General features: G+C 40.7%; 15 protein-coding genes. 12 read left to right on the forward strand and 3 right to left on the reverse strand.

Annotation, left to right across the window (positions count from 1 at the left end):
• The first annotated feature begins 22 nt into the window (after positions 1-22).
• The 12 genes from tatA to R2Q78_RS09040 all read left to right on the forward strand — a co-directional run bounded on the left by tatA (position 23) and on the right by R2Q78_RS09040 (position 17,703).
• Positions 23-466 carry a twin-arginine translocase TatA/TatE family subunit gene (tatA, locus tag R2Q78_RS08985; RefSeq protein WP_316790975.1) on the forward strand — a complete coding sequence of 148 codons (444 nt, stop codon included), beginning with the start codon at positions 23-25 and terminating at the stop codon, positions 464-466.
• A 12-nt stretch (positions 467-478) separates the two neighbouring features.
• Positions 479-685 (forward strand): twin-arginine translocase TatA/TatE family subunit, encoded by a 207-nt coding sequence (locus R2Q78_RS08990; RefSeq protein ID WP_316790976.1) that lies wholly within the window; start codon positions 479-481, stop codon positions 683-685.
• A 44-nt stretch (positions 686-729) separates the two neighbouring features.
• Positions 730-2,160: an Asp-tRNA(Asn)/Glu-tRNA(Gln) amidotransferase subunit GatA gene (gatA, locus tag R2Q78_RS08995; RefSeq protein WP_316790978.1), complete on the forward strand. Its 1,431-nt coding sequence runs from the start codon at positions 730-732 to the stop codon at positions 2,158-2,160.
• 19 nt (positions 2,161-2,179) lie between these two features.
• Positions 2,180-3,400, forward strand: coding sequence for a lytic transglycosylase domain-containing protein (locus R2Q78_RS09000; protein WP_316790980.1), 1,221 nt, complete (start codon positions 2,180-2,182; stop codon positions 3,398-3,400).
• Positions 3,401-3,539: 139 nt separating this feature from the next.
• Entirely contained in the window at positions 3,540-5,855 is a 2,316-nt protein-coding gene (locus R2Q78_RS09005) for an NADP-dependent malic enzyme (protein ID WP_316790982.1), read from the forward strand.
• Between the two features lie 3 nt (positions 5,856-5,858).
• Positions 5,859-6,443: a Holliday junction branch migration protein RuvA gene (gene ruvA, locus R2Q78_RS09010; protein WP_316790984.1), complete on the forward strand. Its 585-nt coding sequence runs from the start codon at positions 5,859-5,861 to the stop codon at positions 6,441-6,443.
• 46 nt (positions 6,444-6,489) lie between these two features.
• Positions 6,490-13,659 carry a cell surface protein SprA gene (sprA, locus tag R2Q78_RS09015; RefSeq protein ID WP_410478485.1) on the forward strand — a complete coding sequence of 2,390 codons (7,170 nt, stop codon included), beginning with the start codon at positions 6,490-6,492 and terminating at the stop codon, positions 13,657-13,659.
• 94 nt (positions 13,660-13,753) lie between these two features.
• Positions 13,754-14,134 carry a glycine cleavage system protein GcvH gene (gcvH, locus tag R2Q78_RS09020; protein WP_316790988.1) on the forward strand — a complete coding sequence of 127 codons (381 nt, stop codon included), beginning with the start codon at positions 13,754-13,756 and terminating at the stop codon, positions 14,132-14,134.
• Positions 14,135-14,137: 3 nt separating this feature from the next.
• Entirely contained in the window at positions 14,138-14,539 is a 402-nt protein-coding gene (locus R2Q78_RS09025) for a VanZ family protein (RefSeq protein ID WP_316790990.1), read from the forward strand.
• 192 nt (positions 14,540-14,731) lie between these two features.
• Positions 14,732-14,947 (forward strand): ferrous iron transport protein A, encoded by a 216-nt coding sequence (locus R2Q78_RS09030; RefSeq protein ID WP_136837157.1) that lies wholly within the window; start codon positions 14,732-14,734, stop codon positions 14,945-14,947.
• A gap of 5 nt (positions 14,948-14,952) precedes the next feature.
• Positions 14,953-17,070: a ferrous iron transport protein B gene (feoB, locus tag R2Q78_RS09035; RefSeq protein WP_316790993.1), complete on the forward strand. Its 2,118-nt coding sequence runs from the start codon at positions 14,953-14,955 to the stop codon at positions 17,068-17,070.
• Positions 17,071-17,088: 18 nt separating this feature from the next.
• Positions 17,089-17,703: a SprT-like domain-containing protein gene (locus R2Q78_RS09040; protein WP_316790994.1), complete on the forward strand. Its 615-nt coding sequence runs from the start codon at positions 17,089-17,091 to the stop codon at positions 17,701-17,703.
• Here the strand turns inward: R2Q78_RS09040 and R2Q78_RS09045 are convergent.
• The 3 genes from R2Q78_RS09045 to R2Q78_RS09055 are packed head-to-tail and all read right to left on the reverse strand — an operon-like array spanning position 17,652 to position 21,888.
• Positions 17,652-18,470 (reverse strand): hypothetical protein, encoded by an 819-nt coding sequence (locus R2Q78_RS09045; protein ID WP_316790996.1) that lies wholly within the window; start codon positions 18,468-18,470, stop codon positions 17,652-17,654. The two genes, R2Q78_RS09040 and R2Q78_RS09045, sit on opposite strands and share 52 nt — an antisense overlap.
• A gap of 36 nt (positions 18,471-18,506) precedes the next feature.
• A complete protein-coding gene (locus R2Q78_RS09050; RefSeq protein WP_316790998.1) occupies positions 18,507-20,483 on the reverse strand; it encodes a dehydrogenase E1 component subunit alpha/beta in 1,977 nt (658 codons plus the stop codon).
• Between the two features lie 13 nt (positions 20,484-20,496).
• Positions 20,497-21,888 (reverse strand): LutB/LldF family L-lactate oxidation iron-sulfur protein, encoded by a 1,392-nt coding sequence (locus R2Q78_RS09055; protein WP_316790999.1) that lies wholly within the window; start codon positions 21,886-21,888, stop codon positions 20,497-20,499.
• Positions 21,889-21,951: the final 63 nt, after the last annotated feature.

A 21,951-nucleotide genomic window follows, 5' to 3' on the forward strand; every position in this document is an offset into this window, starting at 1 on the left:
ATCAATAAAAACACGCAAGAAAATGTATACAGGGACGTTAGCAGATTTCATGGGGATGGGTGGACCAGAGGTAATGCTCATTATGGTTGTTATACTTTTGTTATTTGGAGGTAAAAAATTGCCTGAACTTGCACGAGGGCTTGGGAAAGGAATGAGGGATTTTAAAGATGCATCAGAAGGTGTAAAAAGAGAAATCCACAGGAACATTAATTCCGTAGGTATTGTTGATGATGTAAAAGATATGGTAAATGATGTGAATGACAATTTGCGTCATCATCCATCAGATACTGATTCATCGCAGGATCATTCCGGAACTTCATACGAAACGGACGAACCTAAACGGAATATCAATTTTGAGAAGGAAGGCACTGAAAGTGCTGCTCATTCGGTAGCTACCGAAAGTGTAACTGCTCATGCTGATTATACGGAGAACACAAAAATAGAAACGGATAAAACTAAACTTTAAGGAAAAAATATCATGTTAAATACAACATTAGGAGCCTTGTTAGGCGGACCAGAAATTGCAATTATACTGGTTATCGTTTTGCTGCTTTTCGGCGGAAAAAAAATCCCTGAACTGATGAGAGGCTTAGGAAAAGGCGTTAAAGAATTTAAAGATGGAAAAGATGGTGTTGATGGAGATCCTGCAGATCCAAAAAGTACAACTACCAATAAACCTTTATAGGTTTTACTAACCAATTTCTATAAACCTTTAATGTATTCTTGAATTTGAAGAAGTATAACTCCTTAACAGAGATACAAACCCTTATTGGTCAAAAAAAAATAAGTTTGCCAGGGTTATTGGACTATTATTTCGAGCAAATAGAAATGAATAAACACCTCAATGCATTTAATGAGGTGTTTTTTTATTCTGCGGCTGAACATGCAAAAGCTGTACAGCAGAAAATAGACGATGGAACAGCCGGTAAACTTGCCGGTATGGTGATCGGTATAAAAGATAATATTTCTTATAAAGGGCATGAGGTTACCGCTTCTTCTAAGATGCTTGAGGGCTTTATTTCACCTTACTCCGCTACTGTAATAGAGAGATTGATACAGGAAGATGCAGTAATCATCGGACGGCTGAATTGCGATGAGTTCGCAATGGGCGGCTCCAATGAGACATCTTATTACGGCGTAGTTAAAAATGCAGCGGATACCAGTCGTGTAGCCGGAGGTTCGTCGGGCGGTTCAGCTGTGGCAGTACAGGCAGATCTTTGCCTTTCTGCATTGGGTACTGATACCGGTGGCTCGGTTAGGCAGCCTGCTGCTTTCTGCGGGTGTATTGGAATGAAACCTACTTATGGCAGGATTTCACGTTATGGTGTAATTGCATATGCTTCTTCATTTGATCAGGTAGGTACGATTACCTCATCAGTTAGCGATGCCGCTATTCTTCTAGAAGTTTTGGCTGGTGCTGATGATTACGACAGCACGGTCTCAAAAAATATCGTGCCGGCTTACACTAATGGATTGGGTGCTTTTGAAAAGAAGAAGATTGCTGTTTTAAAGGAAACTTTGGAGAGCGAAGCGCTTGATCCTGAAATTAAATCAGCTATACTTAATTCAATTGAGCAGTTAAAAGAACAAGGACATACCATTGAGTATGTTTCATTTGATCTTTTGGACTATTTAGTGCCGGCATATTATGTGCTGACTACAGCGGAAGCTTCCTCAAATCTATCGAGATATGATGGGGTACATTATGGATACCGTAACCTTGAAGCTGCAAACCTGAATGAATTGTATAAAAAATCAAGAGCCGAAGGATTTGGTGAAGAGGTAAAAAGGAGGATCTTGCTGGGGACTTTTGTATTAAGTGCAGGTTATTATGATGCTTATTATCAAAAAGCACAGCAGGTGAGGAGACTGATCAGGGAGAAGATGGAGGAATTGCTGAATAAATTTGATGTGATACTTACACCAGTGGCACCAACACCTGCATTTAAAATTGGAGAGAATCTGGAGGATCCGCTGGTGATGTATATGGCGGACATATTTACCGTACTTGCATCTTTGACCGGGATTCCAGCTATTGCTTTGCCTCTGGGCAATAATAGTGAAGGTTTGCCGTTAAGTATTCAATTAATGGCCAGGCACTTCGGTGAAGAAGAGCTGCTGGCGCTGTCCCATAATTTTTTAAACGAGCATGTAAGTTGAGTGCTCATATAAATTGCCTATGAACAAAAAAGTACTACTCGTATCGTATTGCATCCTGGCTTTTATCGGCTTTTCTGCATCGGCCCAGCAACCGGCTATTCTTTTAAATGATACAACTTCTGTGCCTCAGGTGACAGAAACTCCTTTGTTTAGCAACTATAATTTTACTTATAAATCGAGATTAGATTCTATTCAGAAAATAGTTCCTCTTTCCTATAATGAGTATGTACAGAAGTACATAGATATTTATAGCGGGAGAAAGGATATGATGGGCAGGATGCTTGGTCTGTCGGATTATTACTTTCCGATCTTTGAAAAGGCCTTGAAGAGCTTAAATATTCCCGAGGAAATTAAATACCTGCCGATCATTGAATCGTCTATGAACCCCCATGCAGTTTCCAGAGTTGGGGCTACGGGTTTGTGGCAGTTTATGTTTGGTACTGCTAAGGGTTATGGTCTGAATATGGATAATTTCGTGGATGAACGTAAAGATCCTATACAGGCAAGTTATGCAGCTGCGGCATATTTTAGAGATGCTTATGAAGAATTGGGCGATTGGCTGCTGGCAATTGCGGCTTACAATTGTGGAATGGGCAATGTGAGGAGAGCGGTTGAAAAAGCTGATTCCAGAGATTTCTGGGAGATCAGGAAATACCTCCCGCTAGAGACAAGAAATTATGTGCCTGCATTTATAGCTGCGGTGTACGTGATGAAATGTTCAGAAAAACATCAGATCAGATATCAGCGTCCTTCCTATATAAAAATTACAGATACCATTCAGGTAAATAAGTTTGTGTCTATTCCTGATCTTGCGAGGGCATTGAGCATGGAAGAGGAAGAGTTATATGCCCTGAACCCGAGTTACAAGAAGAAGATTGTGAATGGGACTGATTTATCTCCCAAGCGTATTATTGTTCCTAAGGTTAGCCTGGCAAACTTCGCACAGATTTATGAGCTTTTGAATTCAGATGTAGAGACAGATATGAATGTTGTTCTGGCTTCAACCGATGACAGAAGGGTAATGAAAAAGGCGAGCGTAGCTAAAGCCAAGCCTTTGTATCTTTACCATAAAGTCGCCCCTGGACAGAGTCTGGGACTGATTGCCGATAAATATCATGTCGAGGTTCAGGATTTGAAGGTATGGAACAAGCTCAAAGGTACTACTATAGTGCCCGGACAAAGGTTAAAGGTGCTTAATAATCAGGCTGAAAAGGGTACTCTTAAGCGCATAAGAGGTTAATTTTCATTGGCTTATTTTGCCTGTTCACTTTGTTCATATTCATCAATTCTGCATTTCTATTCGCTAATTCAGCGACCTTTTTTTATTTTAAGGCTAAATAAAAGAATTGTAACTTTGGCGCTTTACAATTGACCATTTTATGAGTAAAATAAATAGGAAGCAAGACGCTTTAGACTACCACTCCCAGGGCAGACCAGGGAAAATTCAGGTTATACCAACAAAACCGACGAATTCACAAAGAGACTTAGCACTTGCCTACTCGCCAGGTGTGGCAGAGCCATGTTTAAGAATAGCAGAAAATACAGAAGATGTATATAAATATACAGCCAAGGGCAATCTTGTTGCTGTAATCAGTAATGGTACAGCCGTTTTAGGACTAGGAGACATAGGACCTGAAGCTGGTAAACCGGTGATGGAAGGAAAAGGACTTCTTTTTAAAATATTTGCAGATATTGATGTTTTTGACTTAGAGCTGGACACTAAAAATGTAGATGATTTTGTGAAGATCGTAAAGGCTTTAGAACCTACTTTCGGTGGGGTAAACCTTGAAGACATTAAAGCTCCTGAGTGTTTTGAAATAGAACGCCGTCTGAAAGAGGAAATGAATATTCCTGTGATGCATGACGACCAGCATGGTACTGCGATCATTTCTGCAGCTGCATTATTGAATGCATGCGAACTGCAGAAAAAGAAAATGGATAAGGTCAAGATCGTGGTTAACGGAGCAGGTGCTGCGGCTATATCTTGCAGCCGTCTGTATGTTTCTCTGGGAGCTAAGAAAGAAAACATCATTATGTGTGACCGTTCGGGCGTAATCAGAGATACACGTGAAAAGCTTGATGCGATTAAAGCTGAGTTTGCAACATCCAGAGATGTCAATACACTGGAAGAAGCAATGAAGGATTCTGATGTGTTTATCGGATTGTCTTCGGCAAATTGCGTGACTTCAGAGATGCTGAAATCGATGGCTAAAAATCCAATTGTGTTTGCAATGGCAAACCCTGATCCTGAGATTGCTTATGAATTGGCTATAAATTCACGTAAAGATTTGATCATGGCTACGGGACGTTCTGATTATCCTAATCAGGTGAACAACGTTTTAGGATTTCCATATATTTTTAGGGGAGCACTCGATGTAAGGGCAACCAGCATCAATGAAGCCATGAAGATTGCCGCGGTAAAAGCAATTGCCGAACTGGCAAAAAAATCTGTTCCCGAGGCTGTAAACATGGCCTATAACGAAAAGAATATCAAATTTGGCAAGCAATACATCATCCCAAAACCGATGGATATGCGTTTGATGACCAATGTTTCTATGGCTGTTGCTAAAGCTGCGATAGAATCAGGTGTTGCACGTAAGATCATCACTGACTGGGATGCTTATGTAGAGGAACTAAAGGGCAGACTGGGTGGTGATGATGCGATTATGCGTGCAATTACCAACAAAGCTAAATCTGATCCTAAGCGTGTGGTATTTGCTGAAGCCGATAACTATAAAATTTTAAAGGCTGCCCAGATCGTTAAGGATGAAAATATCGCTATTCCTATCTTATTGGGTAATAAAGAGATCATCAAGAAAATTATTGAAGAGAATGCGTTAGATCTTGAGGGGGTTGCAATTATGGATCCTTTTGAGGAGCCTGAGCGTATGAATAAATATGCCAATTCTTTATACAAGAAAAGACAAAGAAGAGGTGTAACGTTGTTTGAGGCAACCAAGTTGCTGCGTGACAGGAACTATTTTGGTGCCTCAATGGTGGAATTTGGCGAGGCAGATGCAATGATCTCTGGCTTGACAAAGAACTACGTGTCGACCATTAAACCGGCTTTGCAGGTTATAGGTACCGAAGAAGGGGTGAATCGCGTGGCAGGTATGTACATGATGATGACCAAAAAAGGGCCTGTGTTTTTTGGAGATACCACTGTTAACGTAGATCCGACAGTTGAGGAACTGGTTGATTTAACCTTGTTACTGGAGCGCTCTGTGAGCAAGTTTAACATACAGCCGAGGATTGCCCTGCTTTCCTATTCAAACTTTGGGTCTAATGAAGGCATTGTTCCTGAAAAGGTGAGAAAAGCAGTTAAGATCCTGCATGAGCAGCATCCAAACATTATGGTGGATGGTGAGATGCAAGGTAATTTTGCGATAAATAACGAGTTGTTGAAAGATAATTTCCCTTTCAGCAGGCTGGTAGATGCACCCGCAAACACTTTGGTATTCCCTAACCTCGAATCGGGTAATATTGCCTACAAGTTATTACAGGAGCTAGGCGAGGCAGAGGCTGTAGGGCCTATTCTGCTGGGCTTAAAAAAACCAGTACACATTGTGCAGTTAGGCAGCTCAGTGAGAGAGATTGTAAACATGGTAACCATTGCGGTTCTTGATGTACAGGGTAAGGAGCAGGATGCAAATCCGAAAAGAGGAAGTATATTGAGAAGAATTTCTAAAAAATAAAATATGTTTGCATATATCGATGGTAAGTTAACTTTTAAATGTCCGGCTTATATAGTCGTAGAAGCCGGAGGAGTTGGCTATCACATCAATATATCGCTGAATACCTACAGCAGTTTGGCAGATGCCGAACGCTGTAAAGTGTATACGTGGCTTCATGTAAAGGAGGATGCGCATACACTTTACGGTTTTGCTGATGAAGGTGAAAGGAGACTTTTCCTGCACCTAATTTCAGTATCAGGCATAGGTCCGAATACGGGTAGAATGATGCTTTCGTCTATCACTCCAACAGAGATCCAAACAGCAATTGTGAATGGTGACCTGACGTTGATCCAGCGTATCAAAGGCATTGGAGCGAAGTCTGCTCAAAGACTTGTACTTGAGTTGCAGGATAAGTTGAAAAAAGAAGGAACAGGATCATTGATCGCTGCGCCATTAAATAATACAGTAAAAGAAGAAGCGCTTTCGGCATTGATGATGCTTGGATTTGCTAAACCAGCTTCGGAAAAAGCAATAGACAATGCGGTGAAAACAGGGGGGCAGGATTTGTCTGTTGAGCAAATGATAAAATTAGCCTTAAAGAACCTATAACCCACTTTTACCCTTGAAAAACATATTAGCGCTAATTCTCTTTTTAATGATCTTTTTGGGTGTAAACTATGCATACACGCAGGTTGTTCCCAAAAAAAATACGACTGACTCTACTAAGAATTCCTTTGGCTTAAAGGAAAAACAAAGATTAGGAATCAGGTCGTTAAATAACCCATTTTATCCTTTGCCGGATAATGTAAAAAGGGAAGTAACTTATGATGCCCTAAATAAAAGGTATGTAATCAGACAACTGATCGGCGACCGGATACTGGGGGAGCCTCAATACCTGACGATTGAAGAATACCAGAGACTGGTAAACAGTGAGATCAAACGCGGCAACTGGAGAGTACTCTCTAATGAAGAAATAGAGGATGTGAGGAGGACGGGCATTATTCCAAGTCTGAAAATCAACAGTAAATCTTTCGAACGAATATTCGGAGGTACAAATATTGACATTCAGCCAAGGGGTGAAGCTGAGCTTACATTTCTCGGAAGGATCAATAAAAATGAGAATCCTTTATTTAATGAGCGTCAGCGTGTTCAGGGAAATTTCGATTTTAACCAGCGCATCCAGATGGATGTGATTGGAAATATCGGAACGAAGCTGAAGATCAACATGAATTACAATACTGAAGCCCAATTTGATTTTGAAAACCAGGTAAAGCTGGATTATACTGGCGGAGAAGACGACATCATTAAGAAAATTGAGGCTGGTAATGTGAGCTTGCCACTGAATACTACTTTAATTAATGGAACACAGGCATTATTTGGAATAAAGACTCAGTTGCAATTTGGGAAGCTGAATGTGAATACTGTTTTTACACAGCAGAAATCCCAATCCAGAGAAATTCAGATCAGCAATGGTGCCCAGCAAAATGAATATAGAATTAGCGGGGATAATTATGAAGCCAATAAACATTACTTCCTCGCCCAGTATTTCAGAGATAACTATAATAAAGCACTGATAAATCCGCCAACCATCACCTCTGGTGTGATTGTCACCAAAATAGAAGTGTGGATTACCAATAAAGCTGGTAATACAAAAGATTCAAGGGACGTACTCGGCTTTATCGATCTTGGAGAAAATAAACCTTTTAATACCGGTCAGCTGACCGGACTGGGATATTCTGCATTGCCTTCCGGATTTTCCAATCCTCAATTTCCAAGGCAATCGAATAACTTATTGGAGTTGTTGCCGGCAGCTGCCAGGGAAACAAATTCGAACAGTGTAATTTCATTTTTCCAGGCTAATGGCGGTACCGATAATTTTGCCAAGCTCACTTATGCGAGAAAGCTTGAAGAAAGGGAGTTTACTTTTCATCCCAAGCTGGGTTATATTTCCCTGAACAATGCATTGAATACTGATGAGGTGCTTACCGTAGCTTATCGCTACACGTACAACGGAGTAGAATATCAGGTAGGAGAGTTTTCTACAGATGTACCATTTGATCAGGAATCGCCGAAAGTTTTGTTTACGAAGTTGCTGAAAAACGAAACGACTAAAACTAATCTTCCTACCTGGGACCTGATGATGAAAAACATCTATTCCATTGGTGGTTATCAGATCAGTCAGCAGAACTTTAAACTGGATATTTTCAGGATCGATGAGAAAACAGGAATTGAAAGACCTGTGATCACCGAAGGAGAGAAACTGGACCAGTTTAGAAAGCCATTGAAAGACAAACTTTGGATACAGGTTGTTGGTGTTGACCGACTGAATCAGCAGGATGAGCAAAAGCCTGATGGTATTTTTGATTTTGAAACAGAGAATAATCCTTTTAATGCCAACGGGAATAACAACGGGGCTTATAATTCCTTTGGAAATAGTGGGGTGAATGGAAATACTTCGACCAATACAACTAATAATTCAGCAGTGATGCTGACAAACACCAGAAATGGATATATCACTATAGATCCATTAAACGGAAGAATTATTTTTCCGTTGATCGAGCCATTTGGAAAAGACCTGGCAGATCAGTTTTTGTCAACTGAACAGTCATTTATTGATAAGTATACTTATACAGCATTGTACGATTCTACAAAGGTGATCGCACAGCAGTTGTTTACCAAGCAAAACAGATACATCATAAAAGGTAGCTACCAGTCGGAAATTGCTTCAGAGTTTAACCTGAACACTATGAATGTTCCGGAGGGGTCTGTTAAGGTTTTTGCAGGTACAATCCCATTGCAGGAAGGAACAGATTATACTGTCGATACTCAGGGAGGAAAGGTTAAGATATTAAATACGGCTTTATTGGTTTCTGGTCAGCCGATCAGGATCACAACTGAAAACAATGAGTTATTTGGATTACAGCAGCGTTCTTTGTTTGGAACGCGATTAGACTATAAGATGAACAACAAACTGAATCTGGGAGGTACATTTATGAGCCTTACAGAAAAGCCTTTGACACCTAAAGTAAATATTGGCGAGGAGCCTATTTCGAATACAATATGGGGATTGGATCTGAATTACAGTTCACCTTCGAGATTCTTAACCAAACTGGTGGATAAGCTGCCTTTATTGTCTACCAAAGCTCCTTCGACGATCACGTTTTCCGGTGAGTTTGCACAACTGCTGCCGGGGCACCCTTCGGCCCTGAACTTTGGAGGCAAGACGGGAGGAGTAAGTTATTTAGATGACTTTGAAGCTTCACGTTCTATTATTGACTTAAAGAGTGCGATTGCATGGCAGTTATCAGGTACTCCACAGTTGTTCGCTGAATCAAAGAACATAAATGACCTTAGTTACGGTTATAACAGGGCCCGCATTGCTTTTTATAATATAGACCCTACTTTTTACGAGAGAAATTCGGCGACATTACCGACAAGCCTGAGAAATAACAAGACTGAGCTGTCTAACCATTATGTCCGTCAGATTATAGAACAAGAGGTTTTTCCTTTTAAAGAAACCAGCACCGGACAGGCGATCATGCTTCCGACGCTTGATGTGGCATTTTATCCTACGGTTAGGGGGCCATATAACTTTACACCCACAGGATTTACGCCTAATGGCTTACTCACAAATCCAAGATCAAGGTGGGGTGGTTTATTCAGAAGAATTGAAGCAAACGATTTTGAGGCTTTAAATATTGAGTTTATAGAATTGTGGGTGATGGATCCAAATATTTATAAACCTAATTCCCCGGGGGGTGATCTTTATTTCAATTTGGGAAATATATCAGAAGACATCCTGAAAGACGGTCGTAAATCATTGGAAAATGGATTGCCAGCTGATGGTGACCCTTCAAAATATGATGAGACGAATTGGGGAAGAGTGCCAAAATTACAACCGGTAGTCCAGGCTTTTGATAATGATCCCAATGCAAGAAGATCGCAGGATGTTGGTTTGGACGGGTTGTCTAATGCAGATGAAAAGACAAAGTTTGCTACGATAATTAACCAGATTAAAGCACAGCTGAATCCTGATGCAGCAGCTGAATTGGATAAGGATCCGTCATCTGACGATTACTCTTATTACAGAAGCAGAGATTTGGATCAGGCAAATGCCGGAATTTTAAAGCGGTACCAGAGATATAATGGTCCGGAGGGAAATTCTAAAACACCTCAGCAAAGCCAGGAAGATTTTGGTGTGGACAATTCCGCCTCTACCTCGTTGCCGGATGGAGAGGATATCAACAGGGATAACAACATGACACAGTCTGACGAGTACTTTCAATATAAAGTATCTATGCGTCCGGGTGATCTGATGGTTGGGCAGAATTTTGTGACTGATAAGATTACTTCACAAGTGAAACTTGCAAATGGGCAAACACAACCAGTGACCTGGTACCAGATCAGAATTCCTCTGGCCCAATATCAGCAGAAGGTGGGAAACATCCAGGACTTTAAGTCGATCCGTTTTGTAAGGATGTTTATGACGAATTTTGCAGATACCACCGTTTTGAGATTTGGAAAAATCCAGCTGGTAAGAGGTGAGTGGAGACAATATAATGCAAATAATGACGCTACACAGGTAATAGCAGACCAGGCACTGCAGCCCGCTAATCCGGATAATTCTACGATAGAAGTGGCAACAGTAAACATAGAGGAGAATGGTAGACGTACACCTATTCCTTATGTAGTGCCTCCAGGTATTGAACGTGAACGTGATTTTAGCAATTACCGTGGAGATACCAGGCAGAATGAGCAGTCGCTGGCAGTGACGATCAAGAATTTAAGAGATGGTTATGGGAGAGCGGCATTTAAAACTGCTTTGAATGATTTCAGATCCTATAAGCACCTGGAAATGTATATTCACGCTGAGGCAATAGGAAATACAGTTTTGAATGATAATGACCTGAGCGCATTCCTGCGCATTGGAATGGACAATCAGGATAATTATTATGAATATTCGCAGCCATTAAAGGTGACCAACCCGGGGACCAGTGATCCTTATGCGATATGGCCGGATCAGAATAAACTGGATATTGAGCTTGAGCTATTCCAGAATGCAAAACTTGCGAGAAATAAAGCATTGCTGAACGGGCAGCCATGGCCAATTAATATACCTTTTGATTATATAGAAAACGGCAGGACTATTACAGTTAAGGGTCAGCCTGACATGAGTAAGGTTAGGGTTTATATGCTGGGAGTGAAGAATCCTTTGAGAAATTCGGCAAGCCCTATTGGAGATGATGGATTGGACAAAAATGCTCAGGTTTGGTTCAACGAGCTGAGGCTGACAGAATTTGATGAAAGAGGAGGATGGGCTGCTACGGCAAGAATGAATGCTCAGCTGGCTGATTTTGCAGATGTGAATGTATCGGGGAGTAAATCGACCATAGGATTTGGCTCATTGGAGAAACGGGTAAGTGAAAGAAACAGAGCAGATAATGTTTTCTTTGATGTTTCATCAAGCATGGAACTGGGCAAGTTTCTTCCGAAGAAATCGGGGGTGAAGATACCGATGTTTGTGAGCTATTCAAGCCAGATCAGTACACCACAATATGATCCGCGTACCCCTGATATTGAATTGAAGAAAGCACTTGATGTGTCTACTAAGGCGGAGAAAAAAGAAATCCTTGAATATGCTCAGGATTACACCACGCGTAACAGCATCAGTTTTACAAATGTGAGAAAGGAAAGAACTGATCTTGAGAAAAAACCGAAGTTGTGGGATATAGAAAACCTGAATGCGAGTTACGCTTATACTAAATTTTCACACCGGGATTTCATCAACCAGAATAACGTACAGCAGACTTATAGAGCATCTCTTGCTTATAATTATGCCGGTCAGTCGAAAACCATTCAGCCTTTTGAGAAGCTCATAAAGAGCAATACACTGGCATTGTTAAAGGACATTAATTTTAGTTTGTTGCCAAACTCCATCAATTTCAGGGTTGACCTGGACCGTTATTATTCCGAGAATAGCTTGAGGAACAATGATCCGAATAACTCAATTCCGATCAATACAACATTTAACAAGAATTTCCTGGTGACCAGGGTTTACGGTATTTCCTGGAATTTTACCAGGTCTCTTACCCTTGATTTTGATGCGACAAATTATTCGATCATTGACGAGCCGGAAGGGCGGATTGAAGGTTTGAAGAGAGATACACTTTGGCAAAATTTAAAACGTTTGGGACGTACAACGGATTATAGCCATAATTTGAATGTTACTTATAATTTGCCGATTAATAAGATTCCGGGATTAGACTGGGTGAATATAGCTACCCGTTACGGTACCAGCTTTAACTGGCAAACGGAGCCTTTGTCTACGCTTAGAAATCCACTAATTGACCTGGGTAATACCATTCAGAATTCAAGGGTAATTCAGATCAATCCTAACCTGAACCTTGCCAGTTTGTATAATAAGTTCGGATTTGTAAGAAAAGCAGGTGCCGAGGGAGATAAGCAGAGCGGATCAGGGGTTTTAGTTGGCTTATTGACAAGTGTTAAGAATATAGTAGGCGCATTTACACAGACCAAAGGTATTTTCCTGCCAGGTTACTTGCCTAAAACCACGTATTTTGGTATAGATGATGTAAGTGGGGCTCCTGGTTTAGGATTTGTGTTTGGTAGTCAGCGTGACATCAGGAGTATGGCGGTGAATAATGGCTGGATTACCGCTGATACACTTCAGTCTCAACTTTATATCAATACTTTGAGAGAAGACCTGAGCTTTACCAGTTTAGTAGAGCCGATAAAAGATTTGACGATTACCCTGTCTGCCAATAAAAACAGGACATTGAATTATTCAACCAATTTCAGGTATGATAGGGACAGCCGGAACTTTGAGAATCTAAGTCCCTTTACCACCGGAGATTACAGTGTGTCATTTATTACACTTGGTACCGCGTTTTCAGAGAAATCAGGAAGTACTGTTTCGAAATTGTTTAATCAGTTCATGTCGAACAGGCAAGTGATCTCTCAGAGACTGGGAGCAGGTAATCCAAATTCTGCCGGAAGCAGCGGAGGTTTTGCTGATGGATATGATAAGAATTCCCAGGATGTAGTTGTGTCCGCATTTTTGGCTGCATACAAGGGTAAAGATGCTGGTTCTGTCAGTTTGAATTCCTTACCTAAGATTCCATTGCCAAACTGGAGGTTAAACTACAAGGGTTTGACCAGAATAGGGTTTCTGGGTGATAGGTTTACTTCTATTGACATCGCACATTCCTATCGTTCTGTATATAGTGTGAATGGCTTCAATTCATTGGTGAGGTACCAGGAGACTAATGGATATGTGAGTAGTAAAGATGTTAATGGAAACTTCCTGCCTACTTATCAGTATGCTCAGGTGACTATCGCCGAGCAGTTTTCTCCTCTGATTGGTATTAATACGAGGTTTAAAAATAACCTTACCGCCAATTTTGAAATCGGTAAATCCAGGATGCTGGGCTTAAGCCTTGCCAATAGCCAGCTGGCTCAATTATCGGAAAATAATATGGTTTTCGGAATGGGATACAGGACTAATAAATTCCGGTTCCCATTCGGGTTGTTTAAGGGGATGAAAACTGACAACAACATGGACTTTAAACTGGAAGTAGGGGTAAGGGATAATAAAACTGTTATTTACAGAGCAGATATTAGCGAGGCAGAGGTATCATCAGGAGCAAAGAATATTACATTGAGGCCAAGTGTGGACTACGTCCTGAACCAGCGTTTCAATATCAGGTTTTTCTATGATTCGAATGTGACCAAACCATATACTTCCCAGAATTTTAATACATCGTTCAGTAACTTTGGATTTAGTTTGAGGATTACACTGAATTAGGATTGTTATAGACACTCAGAATAATTACCTTTGAAGGCGCGGTACAAGATCCGGACTGCAAAAAAATAGAATAAGAAATTATAAACTTAGACAAATGAATTTTCCATCAGAACTAAAGTACACTAAAGACCACGAATGGGTTAAAATCGAAGGCAATGAAGCTCATATTGGTATAACTGATTTTGCTCAGCGTGAGTTAGGTGATATCGTTTATATTGATATCAATACAGTTGGTGATGAAGTAAGCAAAGATGAAGTTTTTGGTACTGTTGAGGCTGTAAAAACTGTTTCTGATTTATTTATGCCTGTTACAGGTACAGTAGTAGAGGTTAATGCTGCGCTTAACGATAACCCTGAGCTGGTAAATTCTGATCCTTACGGACAAGGATGGATGGTTAAGGTAACTGTTTCCGACCTTTCAGAAGTTGATGGTTTATTGGATGCTGAAGCCTATAAAGGTCTTGTAGGAGCCTAATTAATGAATAAATTAAGAGTATTGAGATACCAGATATGGGCCATTCTATGGACTATTGTAATTCTGGTTCTTTGCAATATGAAAATGCCTGCCAGCAATGGGGGCTTTTTTTTTGAGGGTTTTGATAAGCTGGTGCACCTTGGATTCTTTTTCATACTCACCATATTTTTGCTGTACGGAAAGATAAACCATCAGCATAATTACAGCTTTCGTACATTAACAATATTTAAGATCATTCTGGTTACTGCTGCTTTGGGCGCCGGAATTGAGTTGTTACAATGGAAGGTCTTCACTTACAGGTCTGCTGAATGGTGGGATTTTGCATGTGATATGGCGGGCGTATTTATGGGTGTATTTAGTTATATTCTTTTACATAAATCTAATTACAATGAAAAGACAGATTAGTTTACTTGTTTTATTGTTGTCTGTAGCTGTTATAAGCGGTTGTGCTGTATTTGGTGGGGGATGTAAGTGCCCGAAAGTGAGTTATTCTACTTATCCAAAACAATAGGATTGTTACCCTGTTATTTGGATTTATTATAAATTAAGGCTAAATTGCGGGCCTAGTAGGGTAAATATTAAATAATAAATACATAGATGAAACTTTCGCAGTTAAACCCAGGAGAACAAGGAACTATAGTAGCATTTACCGACTTGGAGATGTCTGTTAAATTGATGGAAATGGGTTGCTTGCCGGGGGAGATTGTTGAGGTAGAACGTTTTGCTCCTCTTGGTGACCCGATTGCTATTCGTGTAGCTGGTTACCAACTTTGTTTACGTAAAAACGAAGCATCTATTATCATAATTCAGTAGTAATTTTGGCAAAAGATATTAAAATTGCGCTAGTTGGGAATCCCAATACAGGAAAGTCTACGCTTTTTAACCTGCTTACGGGACTGAATCAAAAAATCGGAAATTTTCCTGGTATTACAGTTGATAAGAAGTTAGGGTATTGTAAGCTAGCTGAAAATAAGCAGGCTGAAATCATAGATTTGCCGGGTACTTATAGCTTGTATCCAAAAAGCAAGGATGAGAGTATTGTCTTTCAGGTACTGGCAGATAAGAACAACCCCAGTCATCCTGACATCGTAGTGCTGGTGGCTGATGCTACAAACCTAAGAAGGAATCTTTTGCTTTATTCGCAGGTCGCTGATTTGGGCTTGCCAGTAGTGCTCGTCCTGAATATGACCGATATGGCTAAAAAGGAGGGTATTGATGTTGATATCAATAAACTTTCTGAAAGGCTGGGCATACAGGTTGTGGCGATTTCTGCAAGAAGCAATTCGGGTATAGATCAATTGAAGACTGCGATTGCAAATACGACTCCGATCGCTACTCAAACAAGCGGGGCAGATATGCATATGCTGGCTCCTGAGTCTATTGATCTTGTTAAATCACACCTGAAAATAGATAATGATTACCTGGCTTTGCAGTTGTTACACCAGCATCAGCCATTAAATATTTTTTCTGCTCAAGATCACAGTGTATTCGAGAAAATAAAGAGCAGCCATAATTTTGAATCATCGAAGTTGCAGGCAGCAGAGACGATAGCAAGATACAGGTATCTGGGTACAGTCTTAAGTGGAGTGATAGAAGACACCGGCGCGGTTAGGAAGTTCGCCTTTAGTGATAAACTGGACGCTGTGCTGACGAATAAATTTTGGGGATTCCTGATTTTTATTGCTATTCTTTTCTTCATCTTCAATTCGATTTTCTCCTGGTCATCTTATCCAATGGAGCTGATCGAGTACTCATTTGTCTGGCTTACAGAGTTTGGTCACCAGCATTTACCTGAAGGTATACTTACCAATTTGCTATTGGATGGCGTTGTTGCCGGATTAGGCGGAGTAGTGATATTCATTCCTCAAATTGCTATTCTTTTCGCCTTCATCTCCATTCTTGAGGATACGGGCTATATGGCCAGGGTGACCTTTATGATGGACAAGATCATGCGGAAGTTTGGTCTTAGCGGCAAATCAGTAGTGCCTATGATAGGTAGTCTTGCATGTGCCGTTCCTTCCATTATGAGTGCCAGGAATATTGAGAGCTGGAAAGACAGAATCATCACAATTATGGTAGTTCCGCTGGTTAGCTGTTCTGCCCGTTTACCGGTATATACATTGTTGATTTCATTGGTTGTGCCTGAAAAAATGGTTTGGGGTTTTATTAACCTGCAGGGACTGACGTTGATGGGAATGTACCTGATCAGCATCTTTGCGGCGGTTATTGTGGCCTTTATCATGAAGGTCATCATCAAGGCAAAAGAAAGATCTTACTTTATTATGGAACTTCCTGTGTACAGGATGCCAAGGTGGACGAACGTACTGTATACGATGTATGAAAAATCCAAGACCTTTGTTTTTGAAGCCGGTAAGGTGATTATTGCAATTTCTATTATACTATGGGTTCTGGCAAGTTATGGGCCGTCTGATAGGTTTGAGAACATTGATAAAAAATATGCTGCTATAGAGGCACAAAAAGATAGTGTGCAAATTAGTACGCTGGAGAGAGATAGGTCTGCTGAGAAGCTTGAAAATTCGTATGCAGGGATTTTAGGTCATGTGATAGAACCTGCGATAAAGCCATTGGGTTTTGACTGGAAAATTGGTATTGCTTTAATTACTTCTTTTGCTGCCAGAGAGGCATTTGTAGGTACAATGGCTACAATCTATAGTGTTGATGGAGGGGATGAAGAAGTGGCAACAATCAGAAATAAAATGCGTGGTGCTACAAACCCTGATACAGGACTTCCAGTATTTACTTTTGCTACGGCATTCTCTCTGATGCTTTTTTATGCATTTGCGATGCAGTGTATGAGTACGGTAGCTGTAGTCTTCCGGGAAACCAAATCATGGAAATGGCCTGTGATACAATTGGTATACATGACGGCAATGGCTTATGTAGCCAGTTTAATTGCTTATCAACTTCTGAAGTAATTTAGCTATCTTGGTTTTGTGGAAAAGGAGAACATCTTAGCACAATACATGCCCCCATTGGCGGCGCCAATCATTGCGCGGTGGATAGATTATTTTCAATGCGAATTTAAAATATCTAAAAACAGGGCAACGAAGCTGGGAGATTACCGTCATCCTTTTAAAGGAGAGGGACACAAAATATCCGTAAATAATAACCTCAACGTTTACGCTTTTCTGGTAACGACTGTACATGAATTTGCCCACCTGCTGACCTGGAATGATCATAAAAACAAAGTGAAGCCACATGGTGAGGAGTGGAAGCGTAACTTTAAGCGGATGATGGTGCCTTTTATCGATCAGCAGATCTTTCCTGAAGATGTTCAAAAAGCCATTGTCAGTTATCTGAATAATCCCTCTGCAGCAAGCTTTACAGATCTTAAATTGTCACGTGCCTTAAAGAAATACGATCTTTCGGCGGATGTCTCTCGTCTTGAAGAGCTGCCGTTAAATGCGGTCTTTAAGATTAAGGATGGAAGGCATTTTAAAAAAGGAGAGCGACTTAGAAAAAGATACAGATGCTTGTGCCTTGACAATGGCAATATCTATCTTTTTAATCCGCTGGCAGAAGTTACTTTAGCGGCAACCGGTACATAAAGGGCCTCATCATTTTCGATTTTCCATTTCACATTCAATTTTCTGTCTTTAAATAATGAAGGATCGTTAATCAGACTATCAGTTAACGCATCATTTTCGTTCACAAGTATAGTGGCGCTATAGTCGCCGGGGATTTTACCTTTGAGCAATATATACTTCGTATCCGGAGTAGAAATGAATCGGTCAAAAATCATTTCAAAGTTGTTGCTCCCTTCAACTGCCTGATTTAGGAGGTCAATTTTTTTGGTATAGTCTTCGGTGTTATTAGAAGTATTGACTTGTTTGGCGTCTGCAAATGACATGCGTTGTAATTCTGCTAAAGAATGTCCTATTCTGGCGTCTTGTTTAAATGAAATATTGTTTCGCAAATAGGTTCTTTTATCAGCAAATACAGTACCCCCAGATTTCATGAGCATCCGGCTTTCTTTAATGAGGATCAGGCTATTGTCTTTAAAATAGTATTTTCTTGTAATGGAAGAGAGACCTTCATTTTTAATATGCTCTATCAATAACTGCGGGATACCATTCCAAGTGAATCGTTCCACATAAATATCCTCATCTTTAGTCTGATAAACCAGGCTATATTGTCTCTCCATCTGCTGCTGGTTTTTGTCAATAGAGTCAGCTAACCGAACAATAGCGGTATCAGTAAGTGCTTCAGTGGAGTTTTTATTGATTAGGTCAGCCTGCGGATGTTTAGTCCCCTGGTTACAACCAAATGCTAATCCGACAATTAGAAGAAATAGGATATAATGTACTTTCATCATTCCTGATTCGGGCGATTATCGTGCCAAGTACTGCTGTTAGTAGGAAAGGAGTTTTGTGATGCTTTCCGAAAGGCGTTCTTTAGCCAAAAAGCTATCTTCCAAAGGTTTGCTCATGGGTATTGCCGTGTCCAGACTGGCGCACCGAATCACAGGGGCATCAAGATATTCAAAGCAGTGTTCAGCGATCCAGGCAGCTATTTCGGCTCCAAATCCGCAAGTCAGTGTATCCTCATGCAAGATCAATACTTTGCCGGTGTTTTTAACTGCTGAGGCAATGGCTTCCTTATCCCATGGAACAAGACTCCTTAAATCAATTATAGTGGCGGAGATGTCAGGATTTTCATCCAGATAAGACAATGCCCAATGAACACCAAGTCCGTAGGTGATGATACAAAGCTGTTGGCCATACCTGATGGTATTGGCTTTACCAATCTCAATGGTATAAAAGTCTTCAGGAACAAATCCGTTCAGACTCCTGTATAGATACTTATGTTCGAAATACATTACCGGGTTAGGATCCTCTATTGCTGCGAGTAATAACCCTTTGGCGTCAGCAGGAAATGCCGGATATACCACTTTTAATCCGGGTGTCTTTGTAAACCATGCCTCGTTACTTTGAGAATGAAATGGCCCGGCACCTGTTCCTGCCCCTGTAGGCATCCTGATCACCACATCTGCTTTTTCTCCCCATCTATAGTGAGTTTTGGCGAGGTTATTTACAATCTGGTTGAATCCACAACTTACAAAATCAGCGAATTGCATCTCCACTACGGATTTGTAGCCATTTATGGACAAGCCCAATGAGGCACCTACAATAGCTGATTCACAAATGGGCGTGTTTCTTACCCTGTTTTTCCCAAATTCATTTACAAAGCCATCTGTGATTTTAAAAGCACCGCCATATTCAGCAATGTCCTGGCCCATGATGACCAAGTTGTCATGCTTTATCATTGCAGTCCTGAGACCATCAGTAATGGCATCTATATACCTGACGTTTTTTGTCTGTTGTTTAGGTTCATGAACTTCCGGCACATGTGGGTAATACATGTCATTCAATTCCCCTTCTACATCTGCAGAAGGCTCCTCCTCGTTAAAAGCGCTTTCTACTTCAGTTTCTATTTGAGTTTTAAAAGTAGTTTTTATATCTGTTATCTTTTGCCCGGTAAGTATATTTTGAGCAATAAGAAAGTCTTCATAATTCCTGACCGGGTCTTTTTTGCCCCATTCATCAAATAAATCCTGAGGTACATATTTAGTTCCTGAAGCTTCTTCATGTCCTCTCATTCTAAAGGTGAGGCATTCTACAAGTACAGGTCTGGGGTTTTTCCTAATCTCCTCTGCGATGGATGAAATGGTATCATAGACCTCCAGAATGTTATTCCCATCAATCTGAAATCCCTCAATGCCATAGCCTATGGCTTTGTCTATTAAATTTTTGCATTTAAATTGTTCGTTGATAGGAGTGGATAGTCCATAGCCATTGTTCTCGATCAGGAAAATAACAGGTAAATTCCAAACTGCAGCGACATTGATTGCTTCATGAAAATCTCCTTCACTTGTGGCACCCTCTCCGGTAAATACAAGAGTAGCCTTTTCGCGATTTGCAATCAGGTCAGCAAGAGCAATTCCATCCGCAAGTGCCATTTGAGGGCCGAGATGGGAAATCATCCCGATAATTTTATGTTCCTGTGTCCCAAAATGAAATGACCTGTCCCGCCCTTTGGTAAAGCCATTTAATTTACCCTGCCATTGGGCCACGAGCTTTTTCAAAGGGATATTTCGGGTTGTGAATACGCCAAGATTCCGGTGCATGGGCAGGATATATTCCGAAGCTTGCATTGCAGCGGTACTTCCTACAGCTATTGCTTCCTGGCCGATACCTGAAAACCATTTTCCAATTAGACCTTGCCGAAGCAGGATCAGCATTTTTTCTTCAATCATTCTTGGATAAAGCAGCTGCTTGTATAACTCAAGCAGGACAGCATCGCTTTTATCTTTTTTGTTGAAGGTCATGGTTTCGAATGCCTTAAGGGGTCTTGCCTTCTTTATGCTTTTCTTCCCAAAGTTTTGCAAAAGACTTAGCAGAAATTACGGGCATATTGCGGTATTTGCCCCATATTTTTTTAAACAGGGTTTTGAGGAAGAAATTCTTGATCTTTCCTCCCAGGAAATCCATTCTCGATCTTTTCAGCATACCGATTTTCCAGACCTTCCAACCTATTTCTTCTGTCTTGGCATTGTCGTGTTGTGCAGCAGCGTCACGCCTGTTCAGCAAAAGCATTTTGTGGATGTCAATTTTAGCAGGGCATACTTCAGAGCACTTTCCACATAAACTCGAAGCATAACTCAGGTGTTTGAAGTCTTTCATCCCCTTCAAATGAGGTGTGATAATCGACCCAATAGGCCCGCTATAGGTAGTATTGTAGGTGTGTCCGCCAATATTCTTATAGACAGGGCAGGCATTTAAGCAGGCACCACATCTGATACAATAAAGTCCCTGACGCTGTTCCTTTTGAGCGAGTAAGTTTGTACGTCCATTGTCGAGCAATACCACATACATTTCTTCAGGACCATCTGTTTCTTCCCCTCTTTTAGGACCGCTTAAAATGGTATTGTATACCGTTAAGTTCTGTCCAGTGCCGTGGCTGGCCAGTAGTGGCCAAAATAAATCAAGATCTGCCATAGATGGAATAATTTTCTCAATACCTACTATAGCGATATGTATTTTGGGAAATGTGGTACACAATCTGGCATTTCCTTCATTTTCAGTTAGTGCAATGCTACCGGTATCTGCAATTAAAAAATTACCACCGCTTATTCCGACGTCAGCATTCAGGTATTTCTCTCTTAACAGTTCACGTGCTTTTTGCGTTAGTTGTTCAGGGGTAAAATCTATTGGCGTTCCAAATTTTTCATGAAATAGCTGTGCAATTTCCTCTTTGCTAAGGTGCATTGCGGGGGTCACAATATGGTAGGGGTGCTGGCCCAGGAGCTGAACGATGTATTCTCCCAGATCACTTTCCAGGGATTCAACGCCATTTTTTTCCAGAAATTCATTTAGATGAATTTCTTCCGTAGTCATTGATTTTGATTTAATGACTGTTTTGCCTCCAACTCTGTTGATGATGTTGAGGATCTCTTTTTGGGCCTCATTTACATCATTAGCCCAGATCACCTTTCCGCCTCTGCGCTGAAAGTTAGATTCGAATTCAGGTAGGTATTTATCCAGGTTCTCCATTACACGCCACTTGATGGCATGGGCTTTCTTTTTGGAATTTTCTAAATTCTCAAACTTGGACAAACCACGTTCCACGGCAACATTGTACTTTCCAATGTTGTGGTTGATGGTTTTGCGATGGCCTAAATCGAAAGCTTTCTCATCCGCCTTTACCAAAAATTCTTCAGCAATCTTAGTCATGCTCAAACTTAGAGAAAACTAAGGAAGTATTCAACAGAAATAAAAACATTACAAAATACTGAG

Origin of the sequence: Pedobacter frigoris (assembly GCF_032678645.1) — a bacterium.
Taxonomy (GTDB): Bacteria; Bacteroidota; Bacteroidia; order Sphingobacteriales; family Sphingobacteriaceae; genus Pedobacter; species Pedobacter frigoris_A.